The organism is Alcanivorax sp. (assembly GCF_019431375.1).
Classification (GTDB): domain Bacteria; phylum Pseudomonadota; class Gammaproteobacteria; order Pseudomonadales; family Alcanivoracaceae; genus Alcanivorax; species Alcanivorax jadensis_A.
The window spans coordinates 698,829-720,869 of the sequence record NZ_CP080267.1; the positions used below are offsets into that span (position 1 = coordinate 698,829).

General features: G+C 54.9%; 14 protein-coding genes and 1 pseudogene. 3 read left to right on the forward strand and 12 right to left on the reverse strand.

From position 1 onward, the window contains the following. The 3 genes from KZ772_RS03135 to KZ772_RS03145 form a co-directional block, all read right to left on the reverse strand. Positions 1-1,233, reverse strand: a complete 1,233-nt coding sequence (locus tag KZ772_RS03135; protein ID WP_290538426.1) for an efflux RND transporter periplasmic adaptor subunit — start codon at positions 1,231-1,233, stop codon at positions 1-3. Positions 1,234-1,236: 3 nt separating this feature from the next. Further along, positions 1,237-2,562, reverse strand: a complete 1,326-nt coding sequence (locus KZ772_RS03140) for a TolC family protein (protein WP_290538427.1) — start codon at positions 2,560-2,562, stop codon at positions 1,237-1,239. 542 nt (positions 2,563-3,104) lie between these two features. Further along, positions 3,105-4,112, reverse strand: coding sequence for a site-specific integrase (locus tag KZ772_RS03145; protein WP_290538428.1), 1,008 nt, complete (start codon positions 4,110-4,112; stop codon positions 3,105-3,107). A gap of 200 nt (positions 4,113-4,312) precedes the next feature. On the opposite strand from KZ772_RS03145, the gene KZ772_RS03150 reads away from it, so the two are divergent. Then, on the forward strand, positions 4,313-5,362 hold the full coding sequence (locus tag KZ772_RS03150; protein ID WP_290538429.1) for a DNA-binding protein: 1,050 nt from the start codon (positions 4,313-4,315) through the stop codon (positions 5,360-5,362). A gap of 184 nt (positions 5,363-5,546) precedes the next feature. Here KZ772_RS03150 and KZ772_RS03155 read toward each other — a convergent pair whose 3' ends face one another. Next, a complete protein-coding gene (locus tag KZ772_RS03155) occupies positions 5,547-8,630 on the reverse strand; it encodes an efflux RND transporter permease subunit (protein ID WP_290538430.1) in 3,084 nt (1,027 codons plus the stop codon). Positions 8,631-8,713: 83 nt separating this feature from the next. Between KZ772_RS03155 and KZ772_RS03160 the strand changes: the two genes are divergently transcribed. Then, positions 8,714-9,655, forward strand: a complete 942-nt coding sequence (locus tag KZ772_RS03160; RefSeq protein ID WP_064782570.1) for an IS5 family transposase — start codon at positions 8,714-8,716, stop codon at positions 9,653-9,655. Positions 9,656-9,826: 171 nt separating this feature from the next. On the opposite strand, the gene KZ772_RS03165 is transcribed toward KZ772_RS03160, so the two are convergent. The 8 genes and pseudogenes from KZ772_RS03165 to KZ772_RS03200 form a co-directional block, all read right to left on the reverse strand. Beyond that, complete coding sequence (locus KZ772_RS03165; RefSeq protein WP_022985554.1) at positions 9,827-11,566, reverse strand: efflux RND transporter periplasmic adaptor subunit; 1,740 nt, start codon at positions 11,564-11,566, stop codon at positions 9,827-9,829. Beyond that, entirely contained in the window at positions 11,556-12,851 is a 1,296-nt protein-coding gene (locus KZ772_RS03170) for a TolC family protein (RefSeq protein ID WP_035246375.1), read from the reverse strand. The genes KZ772_RS03165 and KZ772_RS03170 overlap by 11 nt, the downstream gene beginning before the upstream one ends. A gap of 725 nt (positions 12,852-13,576) precedes the next feature. Beyond that, positions 13,577-13,711, reverse strand: a pseudogene (locus KZ772_RS03175) (Cd(II)/Pb(II)-responsive transcriptional regulator); the annotation flags it as partial. Between the two features lie 390 nt (positions 13,712-14,101). After that, positions 14,102-16,411: a heavy metal translocating P-type ATPase gene (locus KZ772_RS03180; RefSeq protein ID WP_007151136.1), complete on the reverse strand. Its 2,310-nt coding sequence runs from the start codon at positions 16,409-16,411 to the stop codon at positions 14,102-14,104. A 30-nt stretch (positions 16,412-16,441) separates the two neighbouring features. Further along, positions 16,442-17,794 (reverse strand): APC family permease, encoded by a 1,353-nt coding sequence (locus KZ772_RS03185; protein WP_290538431.1) that lies wholly within the window; start codon positions 17,792-17,794, stop codon positions 16,442-16,444. A 129-nt stretch (positions 17,795-17,923) separates the two neighbouring features. After that, positions 17,924-18,673 (reverse strand): copper resistance protein B, encoded by a 750-nt coding sequence (locus KZ772_RS03190; protein ID WP_035460407.1) that lies wholly within the window; start codon positions 18,671-18,673, stop codon positions 17,924-17,926. After that, positions 18,670-20,475, reverse strand: a complete 1,806-nt coding sequence (locus KZ772_RS03195) for a copper resistance system multicopper oxidase (protein ID WP_290538432.1) — start codon at positions 20,473-20,475, stop codon at positions 18,670-18,672. Before KZ772_RS03195 ends, KZ772_RS03190 begins: the two co-directional genes overlap by 4 nt. Before the next feature lie 88 nt (positions 20,476-20,563). Beyond that, positions 20,564-21,097, reverse strand: a complete 534-nt coding sequence (locus tag KZ772_RS03200; RefSeq protein WP_039926258.1) for a plastocyanin/azurin family copper-binding protein — start codon at positions 21,095-21,097, stop codon at positions 20,564-20,566. A gap of 203 nt (positions 21,098-21,300) precedes the next feature. Here KZ772_RS03200 and KZ772_RS03205 point away from each other — a divergent pair, with 203 nt between their 5' ends. Then, entirely contained in the window at positions 21,301-21,969 is a 669-nt protein-coding gene (locus KZ772_RS03205) for a response regulator transcription factor (protein WP_007151491.1), read from the forward strand. Positions 21,970-22,041 lie beyond the last annotated feature (72 nt).

The following is a 22,041-nucleotide window of genomic DNA, read 5'->3' on the forward strand; positions in this document are numbered from 1 at the left end:
TTAGTGGTCGTGGGATGCGCCGGATTTTTCGATATCGGCCTTGATCAAATAGCTGTTTTCTACCACATACCGGTCACCGGCCTGTAGTCCGCCCAACACTTCGGTCAGGGTGCCGTCACTGCGGCCGAGTTCTAGCGGGCGAATTTCATAGGTATCGCCCACCTGGATAAACACCACGCTCCAGTCCCGAAAGGACTGCAGTGCACGATTTTCCACTGCCAGTGGCAGCTCAAGGGTCTCTACCACTATGTCCCCCGCCACCAGTAAGCCGGGGCTCAATGTGCCATCCGGGTTATCCACTTCCACACGGGCCAGGGAAGACGAAGCATTGCCCGGCGAAGGCAGCAGATGACCGATGCGAGCCTGTTGATCAAAGCCCTCGGCTTGCAGGTGTACTTTCTGATCGACCGCGACCTCGGTGCGCTGACCCGGAAATACCCGAAGCTCCGCCCACAAGGTCGTTAAATCGGCGATCGCAAACAATGGTTGCTCACCGGCGATTTCACCCTCACTGATCTGCCGCTCAATCACCACGCCGTCTATGGGCGCACGCAGGTCATAAGTTTTGAGGCTTTCGTTGGATTCCACTTGCGCCAGCAAATCGCCTTTGGCAACCCGATCACCGAGGCGAGCATTTATCTTGGTGACGACGCCGGGGAAGCGGGCGCGCACCCGTGCGAGTTGTTCAGGCGCGGTGGTGAGTTGCCCATAAGTGGTCAAGGTCTTCTCAATCGAGCCCGGACCGGCCTGGGTTGCTTGGATGCCGGCCTTTGCGGCAATGTCGGTTGCAATGCGGGTCCGACCTTCGTGGGATTCCCACTGCCAGTCGTATTGCGCACCGTTCAGGGCTACCATCACTTCCACATCAAAGGAATGGGGTTCGGTCACCACCCCGTCACCTAGCCAATAGTCTCCCTGGAAGGCAAAATCGAAGGTATCCACTTGCCCACCCAAGCGGGTGAGTCGGACGTTGAGGTCAACACCATCGGTAATGGGCTTTCCGCCATGTGTTACCCAGGCGCGGTACTCCGGGGGTACACCTTGCTCAAAAATCTGCAGCTCAACGGTAGTGTCGTCCTGCTTCAGTAACAACCCGCCATGGGGACCCTTGGTCTCGGGCGCGCTTGAGTGCACTTCTCCGTCGTCATCGTGCGTATCTTCGGAAGCGTGGAGAGGCGTGACGGCCAGACAGGTGGCCACCAGTATCCAGTAGAGTGGTTTTATCAATTGCATGGTTCAATAATCCTGTGTTTGGTTAGCGGGCGTGGCCTGGCCTTGGGTCATGGACTGCGCCGTAAGCTGTTCGATAAGAGCCTGGTTGAGCAGCGCCGTGGCGGCTGCTTCGACGAGTGCCTCGCGGGCCGAGAGCAGTTCGCGCTGAGCGGCGGTCCACTCCACGTAGCTGTAGCGGCCGCGTTCATAGGCTTGCTGGGTAAGCTCTAGCGCCTTGGTTAAATCGGGCAGCACCGCATCACGCAGCTGCTCAACGGCGGCAATGTTTTGTTGGCGGGTGTGGTAAGCCTCGAACAACAGGGAGTGCAGTTGCAGCAGCGCGCTCTGTTGGCGGTATTCCACCTCGTCACGCGCCGCCGTGGCGGCCTGCACTTCTCCACGGTTCCGGCTTCCGGCAAACAGTGGCATCGACACCCCGGCCACGAACGCGGTATCGCCTGTCTCCTCAAAACGGCGGGCGCCGACTTGCCAGCGAATATCACTTTCCGATTGGCTTTTTGCTAACTGGATCTCGGCATCGCGCATCCGCCGCTCGCTGGCGTAAACCCGGATCATCGGACTTTCGCTGGCCAGCTGGTACAGCACCTCGAAACGCTCGCCAGGCTCAAACCGGAATAGGTCTCCCTGCAACCGCTGAAAATCCACCTGCGTTTCGCCCCACAGCGAGGCCAGCGCCATCTTTCGCTTCTCGTACTCCGTTTGCAGGGCGGAATGGGCGATGCGATTCTGGGAGAGCGCGGCCTTGGCGCGCAAGACTTCAGCGTCGGGCGCCGCGCCTTGCTTGGCGCGACCGGTGACCGTGTTGAGGGTCGCCTCGCTCAATTCCACAGCCTGGGCGGCCAATGCGAGCTTTTCCTGCAGGGCTAGGGCGGCGACATAGCGCTGAGTTACCTGGCCCAACACATCCAGGGTCTCCGCCTCACGTTCGGCCTCCATCAGATCATAGCGGGAGCTCACAGCGCTCATTCGAGCCCGGCGTTTGCCTCCAAGCTCAATGACCGAGGATAGCGACAGGGTGTATTCCGCCCCATCGACACCTTGCAGGGCACCGCTACCGAGGATATTCTCCACCTCCAGGCCTGCTTCATAAGCCGGTGCCTGATCGGCCGAAAGGCGTTTTCCCTCAAGCCCCTGCAAGCGAAAGTCGAATACCCGCAGACCGGGATTGTGCGTCATCGCCCGGGAGAGGGCCTTGGGCAGGGTTAGAGGCGCATCGGCGGCGTGAACCGCGGTAACTCTGAACGCCAGCGCTAAGAGGAATAAAAAAAGGACACAAATCTGACGCGGCAGTAAACGCCGCCCAGCACTCTTGGGCGTGCAAAAAAGCATGGAACTTCTCCTACGAAGATCTAAATGACAAATGTTCCCTGGATGGGGTGCGTCGTAGGCTTAGGCGATGGGAGGGCGGAGCAGGGAGGGTGGGATGACTGAAGTATGACGGGCTTGATAGTCGGACAAGCGCTGACCGGCGGACAAAACGGCAATATCCGTTGCCGCGCTCACCAGCACCATGTGAAAATGGGCATGGTTTTGATGGCAATGATCGGACGCGTGATCTCGCGAAGGGTCCGATGAGGTCGAAGACTCCTCCATTTCCAGAGTGACCGAGTCAAGGAGGACGTCTTCATGGGAATGCCCGTGATCATGAGCGTGATAAGGCGTAGCGGGATAATGAGGTTGATTTATATCGCCAATAGCTGCCAGTGACTGCAGCGCAATCACCAGTGCTAATACGATTGTTAACCAACGATTCATTATCAAAACAGACCGACTCATAAAAATGGATGCTGGATACTAACAATAAAACGCGAGAATCAAAAGCCCATTGTCCCATTCAGATATCGATAGCGATTACGAGTCCGGAGAATGCGTTACGGGGATAACATGATGGATGCCATCTTTTCCATCAATATCACCGTCGCGTTGTTAGACAATTGCTGACCTTCTTCAATATATTCCCAGACTGTGGCGTCGCTCTTCCAACCTCCCTGTTTTTTAATTAGCTCAAAATCCACCCGTTCCCGTGCTGCCGACGTGGACAGGCCTCGGCGGAAGCTATGGCTGCTCAGGTCCGGTACAAAATCGAACTGGCAGGCCTTTCCCAAAGTTTTGAGCAGGTCGTTGATTGCGCCTGGATTCAGGGCTTTTTCGTGCACTTGATCCCACCGATTGACGGGTCTGAACAGAGGGCCATCCTCAACGCTGGCCACCTCCATCCATGCCTTAATCGCTGTGGCAGGACAGCAGTTTTCGGCACCAAAAGGTAGGGCTCGGGCGAACCCGGTTGCTTGCTGATCAGTCTTCGAGCGCGGCAAGCGGATAATCAGGCCTTCTGGCTCCCACGCTAGATCGCTGACTTGTATGGCCACTAATTCGCTCCGTCGAAAGGCCCCGAAAAAGCCCGTCAACACCAGGGCTATATCTCGGAAATTCTTCTTGCTATCGGGCAAGCGCCGCAAATGCTTCACCATCTGAGCGATGTGTTCCAGGCGCAGCGCCTTGGCTTTTCGCTTGGGCTGGCCATGGGTGCGGCGAATACCTTCCATGGTTTTGCGCACCAACGGATCGCGCACGGGATCGATCAGGCTCTGGTGGTGGTGCCATTGGCTGATGGCCGTGAGGTGGACATCCAGGGTCCGAGCGTTGAGGGAGTCGGCTTTGGCTAACAGGTAGCGCACCACAGTATTCCGATCCGTTGGTAGTCTTCCACCCCATTTTTCGAACTGCCGGATCGCCGAGCGGTAAGCTTTTCGCGTGCTGTCTGAAGTGGCTGCCTGGAGGTAGTGCCGCAGTGACTCAGCTTCCTGATAGGTAGTCAGGCTTGACTCTTCATTACGTAACGATAAGTCGGTGGCCATTTCTGGTGATTCGCGGTTCATTGGATTCCTATTGAAGACGGCAGAAAGGGGGCGATGTACCGGCGTTACAAGCTGAAAATTTTCAACCAAATACTTTAACCCACGATAACGCTCATTATCGATGCTTATATTCAGTAATTCAAGCGGTATCAAAATACACAAATATAATGTTATATTACGTGATACGTAATACGTAACGAAATAATCTCAGAGGAACTACAATGGCCCGTGCAGGAGTGACTTACTATGATATTGTTAAAGCCGCAGAAACCATCAAAGCCGGCGACCAAGAACCCACGGTTGATCGGGTGCGCGAGCAACTAGGTACTGGGAGCAGAAGCACCATCGCTCCGTTATTGAAGCGCTGGCGGTCAGACAACGACGGCGCTGCCGAGGTTAGTGGACTGCCACGTGACTTGGTGGAAGTAGTGAAATCCCTGCACGAACGGATGCAGCAAATGGCTGACCAACGCATCGACCAAATCCGGCAAGAATTCGATGCTTTGAATGACGAACGCCACAAAAGGTTAACCGAAGCAAACACCTCCATCGTACAACTGACTGCGCGTCTACAGGACATGGGAGTTCAGCTAGAGCTGCTTAATGAAGAAAAACGTCAGCAAAGTCGGTCTTTGGAAGATACCCGAGTCGCCCTTGCCAAAGCGGAGTCCCAGCGGGACGAAGCGATAGCGCGATCCACTGAATTGAAAAAAACCGTCACTGAGCTTAAGCAGGAAAACCGAGACATTCGCGATCATTTTGAGCATTACCAGCAACGAACTGCCGCAGACCGTCAGCAGGAGCGCGAACAGTTCCGTTCGGCTAGCCAGGGGTTGAAAGATCAGATCCAGGATCTGCAACATCGGCTGGCCCAAGCTGAGTCAAGGTCGTCAGATCTGTTTGGCGCCAACGCGCAATTGCGACAAAGGGTCCATGAACTTGAGCAGGCCAATGCTGCATTGAACAGTGAGCTAAGCCGAAAGACCGAGGATATCCGGAACCTGAAACGTGACCTCGAAAAAGCTTTGGCGAAGAGCGGTGAATATCAGAGTAAAAACGAGCAGCTGGCCGAAAAAATAGCAGCACTCACCAGTCAGAAAGCATATCTAGATAAAGAAGTGGCTGTGTTATACCAAGCATTGGAAGCCACCAAAACCGAACTGAAAACTACCCAGGATAAAGTGGCGCTTCTGACCGACGAGAATAAGGTGATTCTTCAAGAAAAAGCCGTGATTCAGGGGCAGTTTAAACAACTCCAGAACTCGCTGTAATGAAGGGGCAGGCTTTTGGCGTGATCGGAAATGCCACTCGAAGTTATGCAAATAGCGCCTAAGCAAGATTATTGTTTATTATCAATAGGTTATTGGTGAAGTGGCTAAATTCAACGCTTTTACCGGCCGAACCTCCTGATCCGGCGCCAAGACTAGGAGATTACCACCCAAGCTTTAAGCTTGGTCAATCCGGATTCCTATCACGTCGTTGCATCAGCAGATAGGCTGCGGGCAGTACGAAAAGTGATAACAAAGGTGCTGTTACCATCCCTCCTACCATGGGCGCAGCAATGCGGCTCATGATCTCGCTACCTGTACCTCCCCCCCAGAAAATCGGAAGAAGGCCGGCAATAATAACAGCTACAGTCATCGCCTTAGGTCGAACACGTAATACCGCGCCATCACGGATAGCACCCATCAAGGCAGCTTCATCCTTTTGGCCCTGCTCCTGTCTCTCCTGCCACGCCTGCTTTAGGTACAGCAACATGATTACGCCAAACTCGGCAGCGACACCCGCCAGGGCGATGAAGCCGACACCAGTAGCCACTGACAGGTTGTAGTCCAACAGATACAAGAACCAGATACCACCGGTCACCGCGAACGGTAACGTCGCCATAATCAGCAAGGCTTCACCGACACGGCGAAAGGTCAGGAATAACAGTACGAAAATAATCAGTAAGGTCGCCGGCACCACCACTTTCAGTCTCGCATTGGCCCGCTCCAGGAACTCAAACTGACCGGCAAAGGACAAGCTGACGCCCTCTGGCAGCCTGACTCCATCATTCACTGAGGCACGTAGATCATCCACTACCGAGGCTAGGTCACGCCCCCGAACATCGATATACACCCACCCAGACAGTCGGCCATTCTCACTTTTCAACATCGGTGGCCCATCGGTAATCTTGATATCCGCCACGGTTCCGAGGGTAATTTGTTTTCCTTCGGGAGTGACTATGGGCAAATCGCGTAAGCGATGCACCGTGTCGCGCCACTCGCGAGGATATCGAAGGCTGATCGGGTAACGCTCCAGCCCTTCCACTGTCTCACCGATGTTTTCACCACCAATCAAACCACTGACAACCGACTGAATATCCGCGATGTTGAGGCCATACTGAGCCGCAATGCCACGCCGAATATCGATATCCACATAACGACCACCAGTCAACCGTTCAGCCAATGCTGAGGAGACACCGGGTACTTGTTTGGCTACCTGTTCGATTTGACGGCTCACCTGGTCAATGATCTCTAGGTCATTACCCGCTACTTTGATGCCAATTGGGCTCTTGATGCCAGTGGCAAGCATGTCGATACGATTGCGTATCGGAGGAATCCAGATATTTGCCAGTCCAGGCACGCGTACAATACGGTCCAGCTCTTCGACAAGCTTCTCCGTTGTCATGCCTTCACGCCATTGGTCCTTGGGCTTGAAACGGATGGTGGTTTCAAACATCGTCAATGGTGCAGGGTCAGTCGCTGTCCGCGCACGCCCCGCCTTGCCGAACACCTGCTCCACCTCAGGCACCGTTTTGATCAACCGATCGGTCTGCTGTAGAAGCTCGGTAGCTTTTTGTGCTGACAAGCCTGGTAAGGCACTTGGCATATACAGCAAATCGCCCTCATCCAGCGGTGGCAAAAATTCACCACCAAGCTGACTTAGCGGCCAAAAGGCGGTAACAAAAACTAAACCGGCAACCAGCAAGGTGGTTTTCGGCCACGCCAAGACTCGCTCTAGTACGGGTTGATAACAACTAATCAAAAAGCGACTGATTGGATTACTTTCCTCGGAAGGTATCTTTCCCCGAATCCAGTACCCCATTAACAGTGGAACCAATGTCACCGATAGGCCGGCTGCCGCCGCCATAGCCCAGGTTTTGGTAAATGCCAGTGGGCCAAATAGCCGCCCTTCCTGTGCTTCCAAGGTAAAGACAGGAATAAACGACAAGGTAATAATTAGCAACGAGAAGAACAGCGCTGGCCCCACTTCGACAGCTGCTTGCTCTATGACTCGCCAATGCGCATTACCAGTCAGAGATTGCCCTGGGTTATCCCGATGCCAAATCTCAATTTTCTTGTGAGCGTTTTCGATTAACACCACTGCTGCATCCACCATAGCGCCGATAGCGATAGCAATGCCGCCAAGCGACATGATATTGGCATTGATACCCTGGTAACGCATCACAATAAAGGCAGCAAGGATTCCCAGCGGTAGGGAAATGATGGCCACCAGTGACGAACGCAAATGGCCAAGAAACAATACGCACACCAGTGCAACTACAATGAACTCTTCAATCAATTTGTAACTGAGGTTTGTTACCGCTCGATCAATCAGCTCACTTCGATCATAGGTGGTGACGATCTCAACCCCTTCCGGCAAGCTTTCCCGCAGTGTCTCAAGTCGCTCATGCACGGCAGATAGCACGGCGCGGGCGTTCTTGCCTGAACGCAGAATGACGACCCCGCCGACGACTTCCCCTTCACCGTCCAGCTCGGCAATACCACGCCGCATCTCCGGACCAAGGCGAATCTGCGCCACATCTCCAAGCTGTACTGGCACTCCATCAACCAGTTTTAGTGGGATTTTTCGGAAATCCTCGAGTGACTGAAGGTAGCCACTGGAGCGCACCATGAACTCCGCTTCGCCCAGCGTCAGCACTGCTCCCCCGGTTTCCTGGTTAGCTTGTTCTATCGCCTTGCGTACTTGTTGATGACTGATCCCATGGCTGGCGAGTTTGACCGGGTCAGGGACTACCTGATATTCACGTACCATGCCGCCTATGGTTGCCACTTCTGCAACGTCAGGCAGAGTCTGCAGCTCGTATTTTAGAAACCAGTCCTGTATCGAGGTTAGTTGCGATAGATCATGCTGGCCGGTGCGATCGATCAATGCGTACTGATAAATCCAGCCGACACCGGTAGCGTCTGGCCCAAGTGATGGTCGTGCTGTACGCGGCAATTCAGACTGGACCTGACTAAGGTATTCCAACACCCGTGAGCGTGCCCAATACAAGTCGGTACCATCTTCAAACAACACGTAAACATAACTATCACCGAAGAACGAGTAACCACGTACTGTGCGCGCACCTGGCACGGCCAGCATGGTGGTGGCAAGTGGATAGGTAACCTGTTTTTCCACCAGCTGCGGTGCCTGACCTGGGTAACTGGTGCGGATAATCACCTGTACATCGGACAGATCCGGTAAAGCATCTACGGGGGTATTGTTGATAGACCAGATCCCCCACGCACTCATGAACAGCGTCGCCAGCAGCACCAAAAATCGGTTAGGGAACCTCTGAAAAACTCCCCGACTTTGCCATAATCAGGGCTTTCTATCAGCCACTTTCCGGGAATGCCATGAGCCAGCTGACTTTTGCCGAAGCCGAATATGAACACAAGAAGCGCAAGACCCGGCGGGAAGTGTTCCTTGAGAAGTTGGATCAGTTGCTACCCTGGAAGGCGCTGGAGTCCACGATTGCGGTCTATTACGCCTCCGGTAGCACTGGCCGGCCGCCGTATCCGCTCTCCAGCATGCTGCGCATTCATGTCATGCAGATCATCTACAACCTGAGTGATCCGGCGATGGAAGATGCCTTGTATGAGATCGAGTCTATGCGCCGTTTCGCAGGGATTCGGCTCTCTCGGGTTCCTGATGAGACAACGATCCTGAACTTCCGGCACCTGCTGGAGCAGCACACTCTTGGCAAGAAGCTGTTCAAGAAGATCAACCGTCAGTTGGCACGACATGGCCTGATGGTTCGGGAAGGCAGCATCGTTGATGCGACGATTATCGAAGCGCCCAGCTCGACGAAGAACAAAGGTAAGGCTCGTGATCCGGAGATGCACCAGACCAAGAAAGGCAATCAATGGCACTTTGGCATGAAGTGCCATATTGGCGTCGATGACACGGTGGGTCTGATTCATAGCCTTGCCACTACCGCCGCGAATGAGCATGACCTGACGGCATCAGACCAGCTTTTGCATGGCAAAGAGAAACGTGTCTGGGGAGACGCGGGTTATTGCGGTATCGAGAAACGCGAAGAGCACAAGAACCGTAAAGTGGATTGGTTTATCGCTGAGCGTCCTGGTAAGCGCTCCACGATGTCGAAGGTTGCGCTGGAATGCGAAACCATCAAAGCCAGCGTACGTGCCAAAGTGGAACATCCCTTCCGAGTGATCAAAGGCATGTTCGGTTACAGCAAGGTTCGCTACCGGGGTCTGGCGAAAAATACCAACCGGCTCTATCTCCTGGCGGGGCTGCACAACCTGTTGAGGGTGAAACGGGTGCTGCTGCCCTAGGGGCAGTGCGCCTGATTGCCGCTAAAGTGCGGCAATCAGGCGAAAAAATGAACACTCAAGAGTGAATTGTGGCCTGAATTTGATGGCAGAAGCCTGTTGATCATCGTAAAGGCGAAAAAAGCGAGTTATTCAGACCTTCCTTAGCCAACGACCAGCGAATCAGGGTAGCGATCATGGTGCAACCTCCTGTTTGTCGAGAGACACCACAGTCAAGCCATTATCGGTATCTTTGACGCCGACGCGCACACGATCGCCCACTGCTATATCGCTGGCCACCTGTTCGCTGGCAAGACGAAAGCGCATGGTCATGCGAGGCATACCGAGCGTCTTAAAAGGACCGTGTTTAAGCTTGACCTTGCCGTCGGATAGCCCCTCGATAACCCCCTCGGCGTAATGCAACGAATTCACTTGGGTGTCTTTTTGTTCCGCCACCTGCTTTTCTAGGCGCTCCACAATCAACCCTTTGTCTGTATCACGAATGCCAATGCGCACGCGATCACCTACCGATATCCCTTTGCCTACTTGTTCATTCGCCAGGTTAAAACGCATGGTCATGGCAGGCATGGACAAGCTCTTGAAAGGGCCATGGTCCAGCATTATTTTGCTGCCATTCAGTTGCTCGACAACACCTTCGGCATAGTGCAGTGCGTTCATCATTTCCGTCTCATCTGACATAGCCAGCTCCTGAACGGCAATGCCTTGCAGGCTGGCTTCGGAATCGAGCAGGAACTGACCACTGACAACCACCTTCTGGTCTTCCTTCAGCCCTGCCAGGATCAGCGTTTGGTCTCCCAGCTCGCCCCCCGGCAACACTGCCTGCGGACGATATCGACCCTCCCCCTCATCAAGCATCACCAGGCTGCGCTTTCCTGTATGCAATAAGGCTGCGGTTGGTACGGCCAATGCTTTCTGTGTGGCTTCGCCATGAATGCGTACCTGAGCGCTCATGCCCGGACGCAGATCACCCTCGTCATTGGACAAGGTCACTCGCACCGGCACAGTTCGGCTGGACTGATCCACCAGAGGCAGAATGTCGGCAACTTGCCCCTCACGCAGTGCTGGCTTCACTCCTTGAACGGTCACGTCAACAGCGTTACCACTACTGACTTGCCCCAATTGGCGTTCCGGGACTGCTATCTCCACCCACACGGGGTTGAGTGACTGAATCTCCGCCACGGGAGCACCGGCCGACAGCGTCATGCCAGCACGAGCATTGAGACTGCGTATCACGCCATCATGCGGAGCTGTCACCGTCCAGGTTTCCAGCGGTTTACGTTGGCGTTCAATACTTCGGATCAGGGATGCAGGCATGCCCAATGACAACAGGCGCTCCCGCCCGGCGACGATCAGTTCGTTGTTGCCGCTGCCGAGCACGGCCAGCCATTCATGCTGAGCTCCAGTCCAGGCCGGAACTCTCAATTGCATCAGCGGCTGACCACTGGAGATAGTGTCGCCCTCAGCCAGAGGCCAGACCTTGTCTACGAAGGAAGGCGCGGGGCTTTGCAGGCGTGTCAGGGCGCGGTCGTTGTAAGCAATCAACCCCGTGACATCAAGCTGAGATTGTGACTGAGCCACGACCACCGAGGCACTGCGAATTCCCAGATTTTGTACCATGGCTGCATCAATACGGACCGTTGGCTGATCGCTATCATCACCACCATTGGCATAACGGGGCACCAACTCCATATCCATGAAAGGTGAGGGCCCGGGCTCGTCAAAGTGCTGCTGGGGATACATAGGGTCATACCAGTACAGCACTTCCTTTTCATCCGCTTTGCTGTTGGTTTCACCGCTGTCCATCGCCATCGATATACTGCTCTGCGAAGGGGTGACGTAACGGCCCAAATATATTCCGGCTAGCAACAACAGCGAGGCAGCCAAACCGATCAAGGCATTGCGTTTAATGTTCATTATCTTGCTCCTCGCCCACCATGCCGTGGTGGTCGTAGGTAAAATGGAGGGCGGCTGCCTGCTGGTCATACTGCCCGCTGAGATCAATCTCCTTCAGTTTGGCGTCCAGCCATTCGCTACGTGCCCGTACAAGATCGGCCAAACTGCCATCACCGCCGCGCCAAGCGGCCCTAGCCAATCCCACTTTCTCTTTTGCCAGAGGCACCAGTCGCTCCCGTTGCCGGGCAAGCGTGCGTTCCTGGCGTTCATATTCGGCCAGATCGCTCTGCAGCATCGCTTCATGTTCGCGACGTACCGCCTCTGCACGAGATTCCAGTGCTTGCCACTCAGCTTCCGCCGAGGCAATGCGAGGCCCCTGGCGCGACCGGCTGAACAATGGCAGGTCCACATTGACCTGTAGCATCGCCATGTCACTGAATTCTTCACGATTCATATAAGCCAGAGTTAAAGCCCAGTCCGGCTTCTTGGCGGCACGAGCCTCGTCCGCGTTAGCCTGGGCGACAGAAGCCTGACGCGACGCTATCTCAAGTTCAGGGTGCTTATGCAGGCTATTCAGTAACTGTTCAGCATTGATGGCGAAATCAGGTGCTTGGCCAGCCGGTGATTGCCGGCCGGCTTCCCCCAGCCAGCGTATTAAACGAGCCTTAGCCTGGCGTTGCCTGGCCAGAAGAGCATCTCGCCGATCCAGTAATGTCACGGCTTCCTGCCTGGGTGCCACGCTATCAATAGCCTTTCCTTGACCCGATGAAAGCCGGGCACGCACTGCCTTGTCGAACAAACGATTTTCAGCAATGAGTTCTTCCAGCAGGACTAGTTGACGATCCAGAGTGTGGAGCTCAATCCAGGCTTGAGCGGTCTGACGCAGCACGGCCAGACGAGTGGCCTCTTTCGTGGCCTCCGTTAAGCCGATTTGCTGTCTGGCACCTTCTGCCCTTGCTGTGCGTTTGCTGCGATTGGGGAAACGCTGGGTTACACCAATACGCTGCATGGTCATGAAATCACTCGACAGGCTGTAACGATCGGCGCCATCCACAGGTACATTGTCGAGGCCAAGAATCAGGGTGGGATCGGGCAAAGCATCGGCAGGCCCTTCTGCCTGCTGAGCGGCCTCGACGCGGGCCGATTCCGCCCGCAATTCCGGTGATTGACGTAAGGCGAGCTGTAGCGCCTGATTAAAAGTCAGGCCTTCTGCCCCAAACGCCTGGACACTAGCTAGCAGCAGGGAGGGCGCTAGCCAGCCGAGTGCGCGCCGATACCGGCCGGCGCTCAGAAATATCCAATACATGTGTCACTCCAACACGGATCATGGCGCGCAACGCGCCCTCAGTGGGCCCAGACCAGGCCGGACCCCGAAAAGATCAGTGAGAAAGTGCTAGAGGCGGTCGCCAGATGGTAGATAAGGCAAGGGGGAGATAGAGAGGGTTAGAAAAATGAGGGGTAGCCGGATTTGCTACCTGAAAAGAAACCGCCGGAGCCGTATTCATGATCGAGAGCTGCCCAGCATGGCACTCCTGGCCAGGCTTGCAAACCGGGCCGCTGTGCGTGTTGGATTCACCATCCAGACAACAATCGTTTTGTGGCATGGCGGACATCATGCTGCAACGGTCATCCATGTCTGCCTGCATCATGGTTTGTTCCATGGGGCAAGGCTGCGCCAATTGCACCGCTGCCATCCCCTGCAAGGAGATGCTAAGCAGAAATAGGCAACTAATGAAAAACCGAGCAATAAACATATTGTGTCAGCATAGTCCGAAGCAATGTGCTATTAACAACATAAACCTTGGGGTAGCCCCCATGTCAACGTTTAATATTGAGCTATGTAACTATTGATCGCCAGCTCTGCTCCCTCTGGCATGCTCTTCTGCTACGCCACAGCCTTCAATAGCATTACTTGATGAAGCGTGAAAGTGTCTCTCGATGCCATTCCAGGCGCCTGTTGGCATGCTGGGTACCGAGGCTTATGTCGACAGGTGGCGGCGTGGTTAAGAACTATAAAATCGACACTTTGATCTATTGCGGTTGTACGATGCCTTCGCTGATGTCTGCAAGAACCCCGCAAGCATCAACTTCACGGCCATCGTTGCACCTCGCTCTCAGGGAAACGAGTTGCTTCTCAAGCGATTGCAAAGCCGTTATCTGCGACCGCGCATCAGCAGACTTCCTGTTATAAGCAACCTGTTGGCTTTACACACCTAGAGAGTTAATCACAATGAGTTGGATTAAAGTTGAACGGGCTGAGCAAACCCCGTGGAACTTGATCACGGTCAACAGATCACGGATGAAGTCGCTTAAGGCGCCAGCTATGGCAAAATAGCCCCTACTCGAGGCTCCACGCCGATGGCCTAGGATTGCATGCCCAAAGATCCGGTAGGCAGGTATTTCCGTGCCCAGCTTCTCCTTCATCGTGGTTTTGACGTCGATTTCGATCAGCACCCCGAAGCAGTTATCCGTGAGAGACTGACGCGCTCGTTTGTCAATCGCCTCAAAATCAGCATCTTCTATGGTTCGATCAATAGTGTACGGCACCAGCGATTATTACTTAGGGCCAAGCTTGATAACTCGCAGGCGCAATGCATTCACAATCACGCTGAAAGACGACAGCGACATTGCAGCAGCCGCGAAGATCGGTGAAAGCAGTATCCCGAAGAACGGGTACAAAACCCCCGCCGCAATCGGAACGCCCGCGGAGTTGTACACAAAAGCAAAGAACAGGTTCTGTCGGATATTGCGCATGGTCGCCAGCGACAGACGACGCGCTTCTACAATACCCATCAAGTCGCCGCGCAGCAGCGTAATGCCCGCGCTTTCGATGGCCACATCTGTGCCGGTGCCCATGGCCACCCCCACGTCCGCCGTTGCCAATGCAGGCGCGTCGTTAACGCCATCACCCGCCATCACGACAACACCCCCTTCATCTTTCAGACGCTGGACGATCTTGCCCTTATCTTCCGGCAGTACCTCCGCTTCCACTTCATCGATATGCAATTTGCGAGCAACCGCCTCGGCCGAGGTGTAGTTATCGCCAGTCAGCATGACCACTCGAATGCCGTCTTTTTGCAGCGCGACAATAGCAGCGTGGGTCGTTCTCTTGATGGGATCGGAGATGGCCAACAGCCCAGCGATTTTTCCATCGACGGCGGCAAAAATCACGGTAGCACCATCTTTGCGATGCTCGTCGGCATCGCTGTCAAATCTAGTGGTGTCGACATTCTCCGACTCCATGAGAAGACGATTACCAAGCAGCACCCGCTTGCCGTCGATTTTTCCTGTTACCCCTTTACCGTTGGGAGAATCGAAGTCTTCCGCATCCGGCAGCTTCAGCTCCATGCCCTTGGCTTTGTCCAGAATGGCGTGGGCCAGTGGATGCTCACTGCCTTTCTCGAGTCCGCCCGCAAAACGCATCAAAGCATCGTCATCGTACCCATTCGCTGTAACAATTCGGGTGATTTGTGGCTGCCCCTCTGTCAACGTGCCGGTCTTATCCACTACCACCGTATCTACCTTTTCCATGCGTTCAAGGGCTTCCGCATCGCGGATCAGCACACCACTTTGGGCGCCGCGGCCAACACCTACCATGATCGACATCGGCGTTGCCAGACCCAGTGCGCAAGGGCAGGCAATGATCAGAACACTGACCGCCGCAATCAGCCCGAACGCCATGGGCGGTGTCGGCCCAAGGAATGACCAGGCTATAAAGGCAACAATGGCAATTAGGATCACGGTGGGCACAAACCAGCTCGCCACCTTATCGGCAAGCCCCTGGATCGGTGCGCGGCTGCGTTGGGCGCTGGCCACCATCTGCACGATTTGGGAAAGCATGGTGTCCCGGCCAACCTTGTCGGCCCGCATGATAAAGCTGCCCTGTTGGTTAATACTGCCGCCAATCACTTGGTCGCCAGACTTTTTGCTGACTGCAAGAGGCTCACCGGTCACCATGGACTCATCCACGTTGGAGCTGCCTTCAAGTAACTCACCGTCCAGCGGCACCTTGTCCCCCGGGCGCACTCGCAGGCGATCACCCACCTTGACCTGATCCAGCGACACATCGGACTCGTCGCCCTGGTCATCCAGCTTTCGGGCCGTCGCCGGTGCCAGATCCAGCAGCGCCTTGATCGCGCCCGAGGTTTTCTCCCGGGCCCGCAGTTCAAGCACCTGGCCTAACAGAACCAGCACCACGATGACCGCAGCCGCCTCGAAGTAGACGGCGACAGAACCGTCTTCCTGCCGAAAGGCGTCGGGGAAAATCTGGGGCGCCAGTGTCGCCACCAGGCTGTAGATCAGCGCCACGCCAGTACCAATGGCAATGAGCGTGAACATGTTCAGATTGCGGCTGACGACGGACTTCCAGCCTCTGACAAAGAAAGGCCAGCCACACCAGGCCACTACTGGCGTCGCCAACACCAGTTGAATCCAGTTGGACATTTGTGGGGCAACGATCTGGTCAAGGCCGGTGAGATGTCCGCCCATTTCCAGCACCAATACCGGCAGGGCCAGCACCAGGCCAATCCAAAATCGACGGGTCATGTCTTTGAGCTCTGCCGAGGGCCCGTCATCCAGACTTACCTGCTCGGGCTCCAGGGCCATACCACAGATAGGGCAATCTCCGGGGCCCTGCTGGCGAATTTCCGGATGCATCGGGCAGGTGTACATGGTGCCCGGAGCCACGGGTTCGTCCTGTTTCTGTTCTCCACTGAGGTAGTGTCCCGGGTCGCCGTCAAACTTCGATTTGCACCCCGAAGAACAGAAATACCAGGTTTTCCCGCCATGCTCGCTGCGATGTTCCGCCGAGTGTGGATTCACCGACATGCCGCAAACAGGATCTTTGACCGTGTGCTCAGCCGTCATGGCCGATCCCTCCCTATCGAGTTCTGGTGATTAGTGATGATGAGCATGAGATTCTTTGTGTCCCGCTTCTTCGGCTTCTGTGGCCTTTTTCAGGAACAGTTGCTCGGCCACTGCGATAACAATCATGGTGACAACCGCCACGCCAATAACAAACAGGTCAGTATTCAGTTTGACCCAAACGAAGCCACCAAGAGCGAGCAAATCCAGAACAATTGCCACCGTGGGCACCCACACATTGGCCTTCACATCCTCCCGTAAATAGCGCAGAACGCCCCAATGGATAGCAATGTCCATGATCAGGTAAAAAATGATGCCCAGCGCTGCAATTCGGGACAGGTCGAAGAAGGCCGTGAGGATAAGCCCAAGCACCACGGTATAAACCAGCGTGTGCTTCTGGATGCTACCGGGCATGCCGAAATGACTGTGGGGAACCAGCTTCATTTCAGTCAGCATGGCCAACATGCGTGAGACGGCGAAAATACTGGCCAGAATGCCACCGGCGGTGGCCATCATCGCAATGGCGACGGTAAACCAGACGCCGTAGTCGCCCAATGCGGGACGCGCAGCGGCCGCCAGAGAGTAGTCCTGCGTTTTGATGATTTCCGCCAGGGACAGGTTACTGGCAACGGCGAAACCGACCAGGGTGTAGATCACCACGCAGGCTGCGATGGAAATAATAATCGCTCGCCCCACGTTTCTCTTGGGGTCTATGACTTCCGAGCCGCTGTTGGTGATGGTGGTAAAACCTTTGAAGGCCAGAATGCCAAGGGCCGTTGCCCCCAGGAAATTGCCAAAGGTTCCAGCCTCACCGGGGCTAGAGAAATCAACAGAAACACTGTCGGCAATCCAGATACCCACCAGCCCGAAAACCAGAATGCCTCCGATCTTCAGGATCCCTATAAAGGAAGCCACGCCCTGAATCATTCGGTTGCCCAACAGATTGATCAGAAACGCGGCCAGAATTAGTGAGACGCCAAGAATGGGCACCATGCGGCCACTTTCATCGCCACCGAACAGTTGCATGGTGTAAGAACCGAAGGTTCGCGCAAGAAAGCTCTGGGCAATCACCATCGAGAAATACATCAGCAAAGCATTGAAAGCCGTCGGTAACCGATTGCCATAGGCTTTGTGCAGGTACATGCCTATGCCCCCGGCTGACGGGTAGGCATTGGAAATTTTGATGTAGGAATAGGCACTGAAGCTTACGATTACCGCCGCGGCCAGAAACGCCAACGGGAAAAGAACGCCAGTCATCTGCGCCATCTGCCCGGTAAGGGCGAAGATACCGGCGCCAATCATGACACCGGTGCCCAGCATAACAGTTCCCGGAAGTGTAAGACTGCCTTTCTGATAGCGCGTGGTTCTGTCGTGCGTGCTGCTCATACAACCTCCTGTTGTTTTGAACGGCGTTTGATACTCAATAAATAGCCAATGCTGGCTTGGGTAGATCTCACTTGCATCAATGTCGAGAAAAACGGGCCAAAGAAATATCTTTAGCCCCTAAGTACCTGATCAGAGTGCGATGCGCGCTCCAATCACAGCAAACCAATCTGCTGTACTGCCGCCGTCCGCTTCGGCAAAGTCGGCACTATCGCCGTATTTGCGCTCATGCACCACGCCCACATAAGGCGAGAACGCACGGTCGATCAGATCATAGCTCAACCTGAGTCCGGTTTCGGTAGAAACCAGTCCTTTACCAACGCCAATTTCCCGGTCCTCGCTAAACGCAACCGTGGCATCCAGCGTTGCCGCCAGAATCCAGTAGTTGGTGAGAAGCAGCTCGTACTCTGCATCCAGTTCGGCTGACGTATCGCCATCCTTACTGACATACAGGTTTGCATCGATCTCAAACCATTGGGGAGCCAGCCCGGCTACACCGAGAACGGCATATGTACGGTCCGGCCCCTCGGGCGTATCGAAACGCACACCCGCTTTGGCGTCAAAGAACTTGGAGATAGGGATCTGGCCGACCAGTTGGTTTTCCAGTGTTTCGTAGGCCTGCTCCTCTATCTCGTACTCCCCGGTTGTGAGCAACCGGACTTTGAACTCATCGGTGCCATAGAAGGCATCCGCATTCCAGACGCCCAGTTCCTCGTCATCGTCGCTGTAGCGGTATTCAAACTCCTCAAATTGAACACCCCAGGTTGTGAGCGGCTGTTTACGAGCGGTGGTGTCGGAGATCATTTCCTGAGCTGTCACCGCCGTTGAGAATCCGATAGAGGCAAAGAAACTGACCGCAACAAGTGATCGAATACAACTCATGCCTCACCTCCTTCTTCAGCAGCCGCGTCTGATTTGGCCTGCGTCGACTCTGGCCCACCTTCAACAACCACCTTACGGAACATACCAGCGGCCGCGTGGTAAGAGAGGTGGCAGTGGAACGCCCATTGGCCAGGCTCATCAACCTCGGTTTCCATGTACACCGTAGTGCCTGGGTTCACGCTAATCGTGTGCTTGATCGGGTTCCACTGGCCTGCGCCAACATCAAGGATGGACCACATGCCGTGCAGGTGCATGGGGTGAGTCATCATGGTTTCGTTGACAAACTTGAAGCGGACCCGCTCACCGTATTTCAGGCGAATCGGATCGGCGTCCTCGTATTTAACGCCATTGATACTCCAGGTGTACCGTTCCATATTGCCAGTCAAACGAAGCTCAACTTCCTTAGTTGGTTCACGGTCTTCATACAGTGGATCCTGAGCCTTCAGGTCAGCGTAGGACAGGAACTTGCCGCCATTGGCTGCCGTGGGGACGAGGCCACTTCCCTTCGCATAGAAGGGGTCGCTTGGACCTTCTTTTCCCATCGCCATGGAACCATGGTCCATGCCGGACATGCCCGAATGATCCATACCTTCCATGTTGGAATGATCCATTCCTTTCATATTTGAGTGGTCCATGTTGCTCATGTTTGCGTGGTCCATTCCCTCCATCGAAGAATGATCCATTCCGGACATACCTTCTGAGCTATTCATATCCATGTCGCCATGATCCATACCAGCCATGCTGCCATGGTCCATACCGGGCATACCGCTCATGTCAGCCATGGTCAGGCGCGCCGGTTCGCGCAGTTGCGGCACGGCCGCTTCCATACCCTCTTCTGGGGCCAGTGTCGCTCTGGCATAGCCCGAACGCCCCATGGATTCAGCGAAGATGGTGTAGGCCTGCTCATCTTTCGGACGGACGATCACATCGTAGGTTTCCGCCACACCGATCCGGAACTCGTCCACACTAACCGGCTGAACGTTGTTGCCATCAGCCTGCACAACCGTCATGTCCAGACCGGGGATCCGGATATCAAAGTAAGTCATCGCCGAAGAGTTGATGAAACGCAGCCGAATGCGTTCGCCCGGCTCAAAAAGCCCAGTCCAGTTCTGATCCGGCCCTTTACCGTTGATCAGCCCTGTAAAACCCTGCAAGTCCTCGACATCCGCTTTCATCATCCGCATGCCACCCCAGGCCATACGGTCCCGAACGGTGTTCATCAGGCCGTTCTCGGACACGTCAGAGAAAAACTCTCCGACAGTCTGCTGCTCGCGGTTGTAGTAGTCCGGCATCATCTTCAGGTTACGCATGATGCGATCACCGGAGTGCGGGTGCTTATCGGTTAGCTGAACTACGTATTCGCGATCGTAGCGGAACGGTTCACGTCCCTCAGGTTCGATAACGATGGAACCGTAGGCGCCATCCGGCTCCTGAAAACCGGAGTGGCTGTGAAACCAATAAGTACCAGCCTGCTGGATGGGAAATTCGTAGGTGAAGGTTTCACCCGGCTTGATGCCTGGAAAGCTGATACCAGGCACACCGTCCTGATCAAAAGGAAGGATCAGGCCGTGCCAGTGAATGGAAGTCATCTCATCCAGGTTGTTGGTCACGTTGATCTTGACGTTTTCGCCTTCCTTGAAGCGCATTACCGGCCCGGGAGATGCACCGTTATAACCGATGCCGTCTTTCACGAAATCGCCGGTGTCAATTTCGACCCGATCAACCGTGAGATTATATTCGCCAGCCATGACCGATGCAGACATCAGCAGGCTTAACAACACTGAACCTAAACGGCTGTTCATACTTTTTGCTCCAAATCGCTCTTCACTAAGAACCCTCAAAATAAATACCTACAAGCCCACTGGATCAACGCCCCATTAGTGAACTCAGTTACTGGACCTTGACGTCACCGTACATCCCTGCCTGGTAATGACCCGGCACGTTGCAGGCGAACTCGATATTGCTGTTATCGGAAAACTTCCAAATAACTTCCTGCCTCTGGCCCGGTTCCAGCAGGACGCTGTTAGGGTCGTCGTGTTTCATGGACTGGCCGTTCCCCATGTCCATTTCCATCATGTCGTGGTTGAGCTTTCCGCCCTGGATGACGCCATGTTCGACCATCATCATCATTTCCTCCTGATGCCCCTCATGCATCTCAGGTGTGCCGATGTTGAACTCGTGAACGAGGTTCCCCTTGTTCTCCACCACGAACCGCACCGTTTCCCCGGGGCTTACGATGATTGATCCCGGTTCATAGTAATTGTCGTACATTTCGACTGTTATGGTTCGGCTGGCCTCTGAGGCTTTGCCGGGCTCACCACTCGCAGCGCCGTGATCATGTCCTCCACCATGGGTTCCAGCGGCAAAGGTGGTCGCCGACAATAAGATAGTTGCGGCAGCAACGAGGAATTTTGATACGGTCATATATCTTCTCCTTTGAACAGCTTTGGCCCTGAGGGCCGGGTTGTCTCACTCAAAACTTGAGCAATATCCAGAAGCGGTTGCTACCATCGCTCAGCAACCTGAATCCAGGCTGAAAATCGGAATTATTTTTTGTTCTGGCACAATTCAGCTTGGGCAGCGACACTGACGGACTCTGATGCTCAATTTAGAAAGGCAGTTCAGGAATGAGATTACTTCTGGTGGAAGATGACTACCTGCTGACAAATGGGCTAAGCGCCCAACTGGAAAAGGCCGGTTTCAGCGTGGATACCGCCCGTACAGCGCGGGAAGCCCGGCACCTCGGGCAGCAGGAAAGTTACCGCGCCGGTATTCTTGACCTGGGCCTGCCCGACGGCAACGGCCTGGACGTACTGAAACAGTGGCGGACGCATAAGGTCAGTTTCCCGGTGTTGATCCTGACCGCCAGGGGAGACTGGCAGGACAAGGTCAATGGCTTGAAGGCCGGCGCCGATGATTACCTCGCGAAGCCTTTCCAGACCGAAGAGCTGATTGCCCGACTTCACGCCATCGTCCGGCGAAGCGAAGGCAGAATAATGGATACCCTGACAGCGGGCCGGTTCGAGCTGGACGAAAATCGCCAGACGTTAAGGGCCGGTGACGAGACCGAACATAGCCTGACCGGTACGGAGTTCCGTTTGCTCCGATGTCTGATGAGTCGTCCCGGGCAGGTTTTCTCGAAAGAACAGCTTCTCGACCAGCTATACAGCATCGACGACATACCCAGCGAGAACGTGATCGAAGCGTATGTGCGGCGGCTCAGGAAGCTGGTGGGACCGGACACCATCAAGACCCGACGTGGTCAAGGGTACCTGTTCGATGCCGATAGCCGCTAGACCTCGCTCAGTCAGGGGGATGCTCCTGATTCTGCTACTTCCGGCCGGTATTGGTCTGATGGCACTGGCTTG

Coding starts and splice junctions, on each gene's coding strand:
- KZ772_RS03135 (WP_290538426.1), bottom strand. CDS start 1,233: ATGCAATTGATAAAACCACTCTACTGGATACTGGTGGCCACCTGTCTG.
- KZ772_RS03140 (WP_290538427.1), bottom strand. CDS start 2,562: ATGCTTTTTTGCACGCCCAAGAGTGCTGGGCGGCGTTTACTGCCGCGT.
- KZ772_RS03145 (WP_290538428.1), bottom strand. CDS start 4,112: ATGAACCGCGAATCACCAGAAATGGCCACCGACTTATCGTTACGTAAT.
- KZ772_RS03150 (WP_290538429.1), top strand. CDS start 4,313: ATGGCCCGTGCAGGAGTGACTTACTATGATATTGTTAAAGCCGCAGAA.
- KZ772_RS03160 (WP_064782570.1), top strand. CDS start 8,714: ATGAGCCAGCTGACTTTTGCCGAAGCCGAATATGAACACAAGAAGCGC.
- KZ772_RS03165 (WP_022985554.1), bottom strand. CDS start 11,566: ATGAACATTAAACGCAATGCCTTGATCGGTTTGGCTGCCTCGCTGTTG.
- KZ772_RS03170 (WP_035246375.1), bottom strand. CDS start 12,851: ATGTATTGGATATTTCTGAGCGCCGGCCGGTATCGGCGCGCACTCGGC.
- KZ772_RS03180 (WP_007151136.1), bottom strand. CDS start 16,411: ATGACGGCTGAGCACACGGTCAAAGATCCTGTTTGCGGCATGTCGGTG.
- KZ772_RS03185 (WP_290538431.1), bottom strand. CDS start 17,794: ATGAGCAGCACGCACGACAGAACCACGCGCTATCAGAAAGGCAGTCTT.
- KZ772_RS03190 (WP_035460407.1), bottom strand. CDS start 18,673: ATGAGTTGTATTCGATCACTTGTTGCGGTCAGTTTCTTTGCCTCTATC.
- KZ772_RS03195 (WP_290538432.1), bottom strand. CDS start 20,475: ATGAACAGCCGTTTAGGTTCAGTGTTGTTAAGCCTGCTGATGTCTGCA.
- KZ772_RS03200 (WP_039926258.1), bottom strand. CDS start 21,097: ATGACCGTATCAAAATTCCTCGTTGCTGCCGCAACTATCTTATTGTCG.
- KZ772_RS03205 (WP_007151491.1), top strand. CDS start 21,301: ATGAGATTACTTCTGGTGGAAGATGACTACCTGCTGACAAATGGGCTA.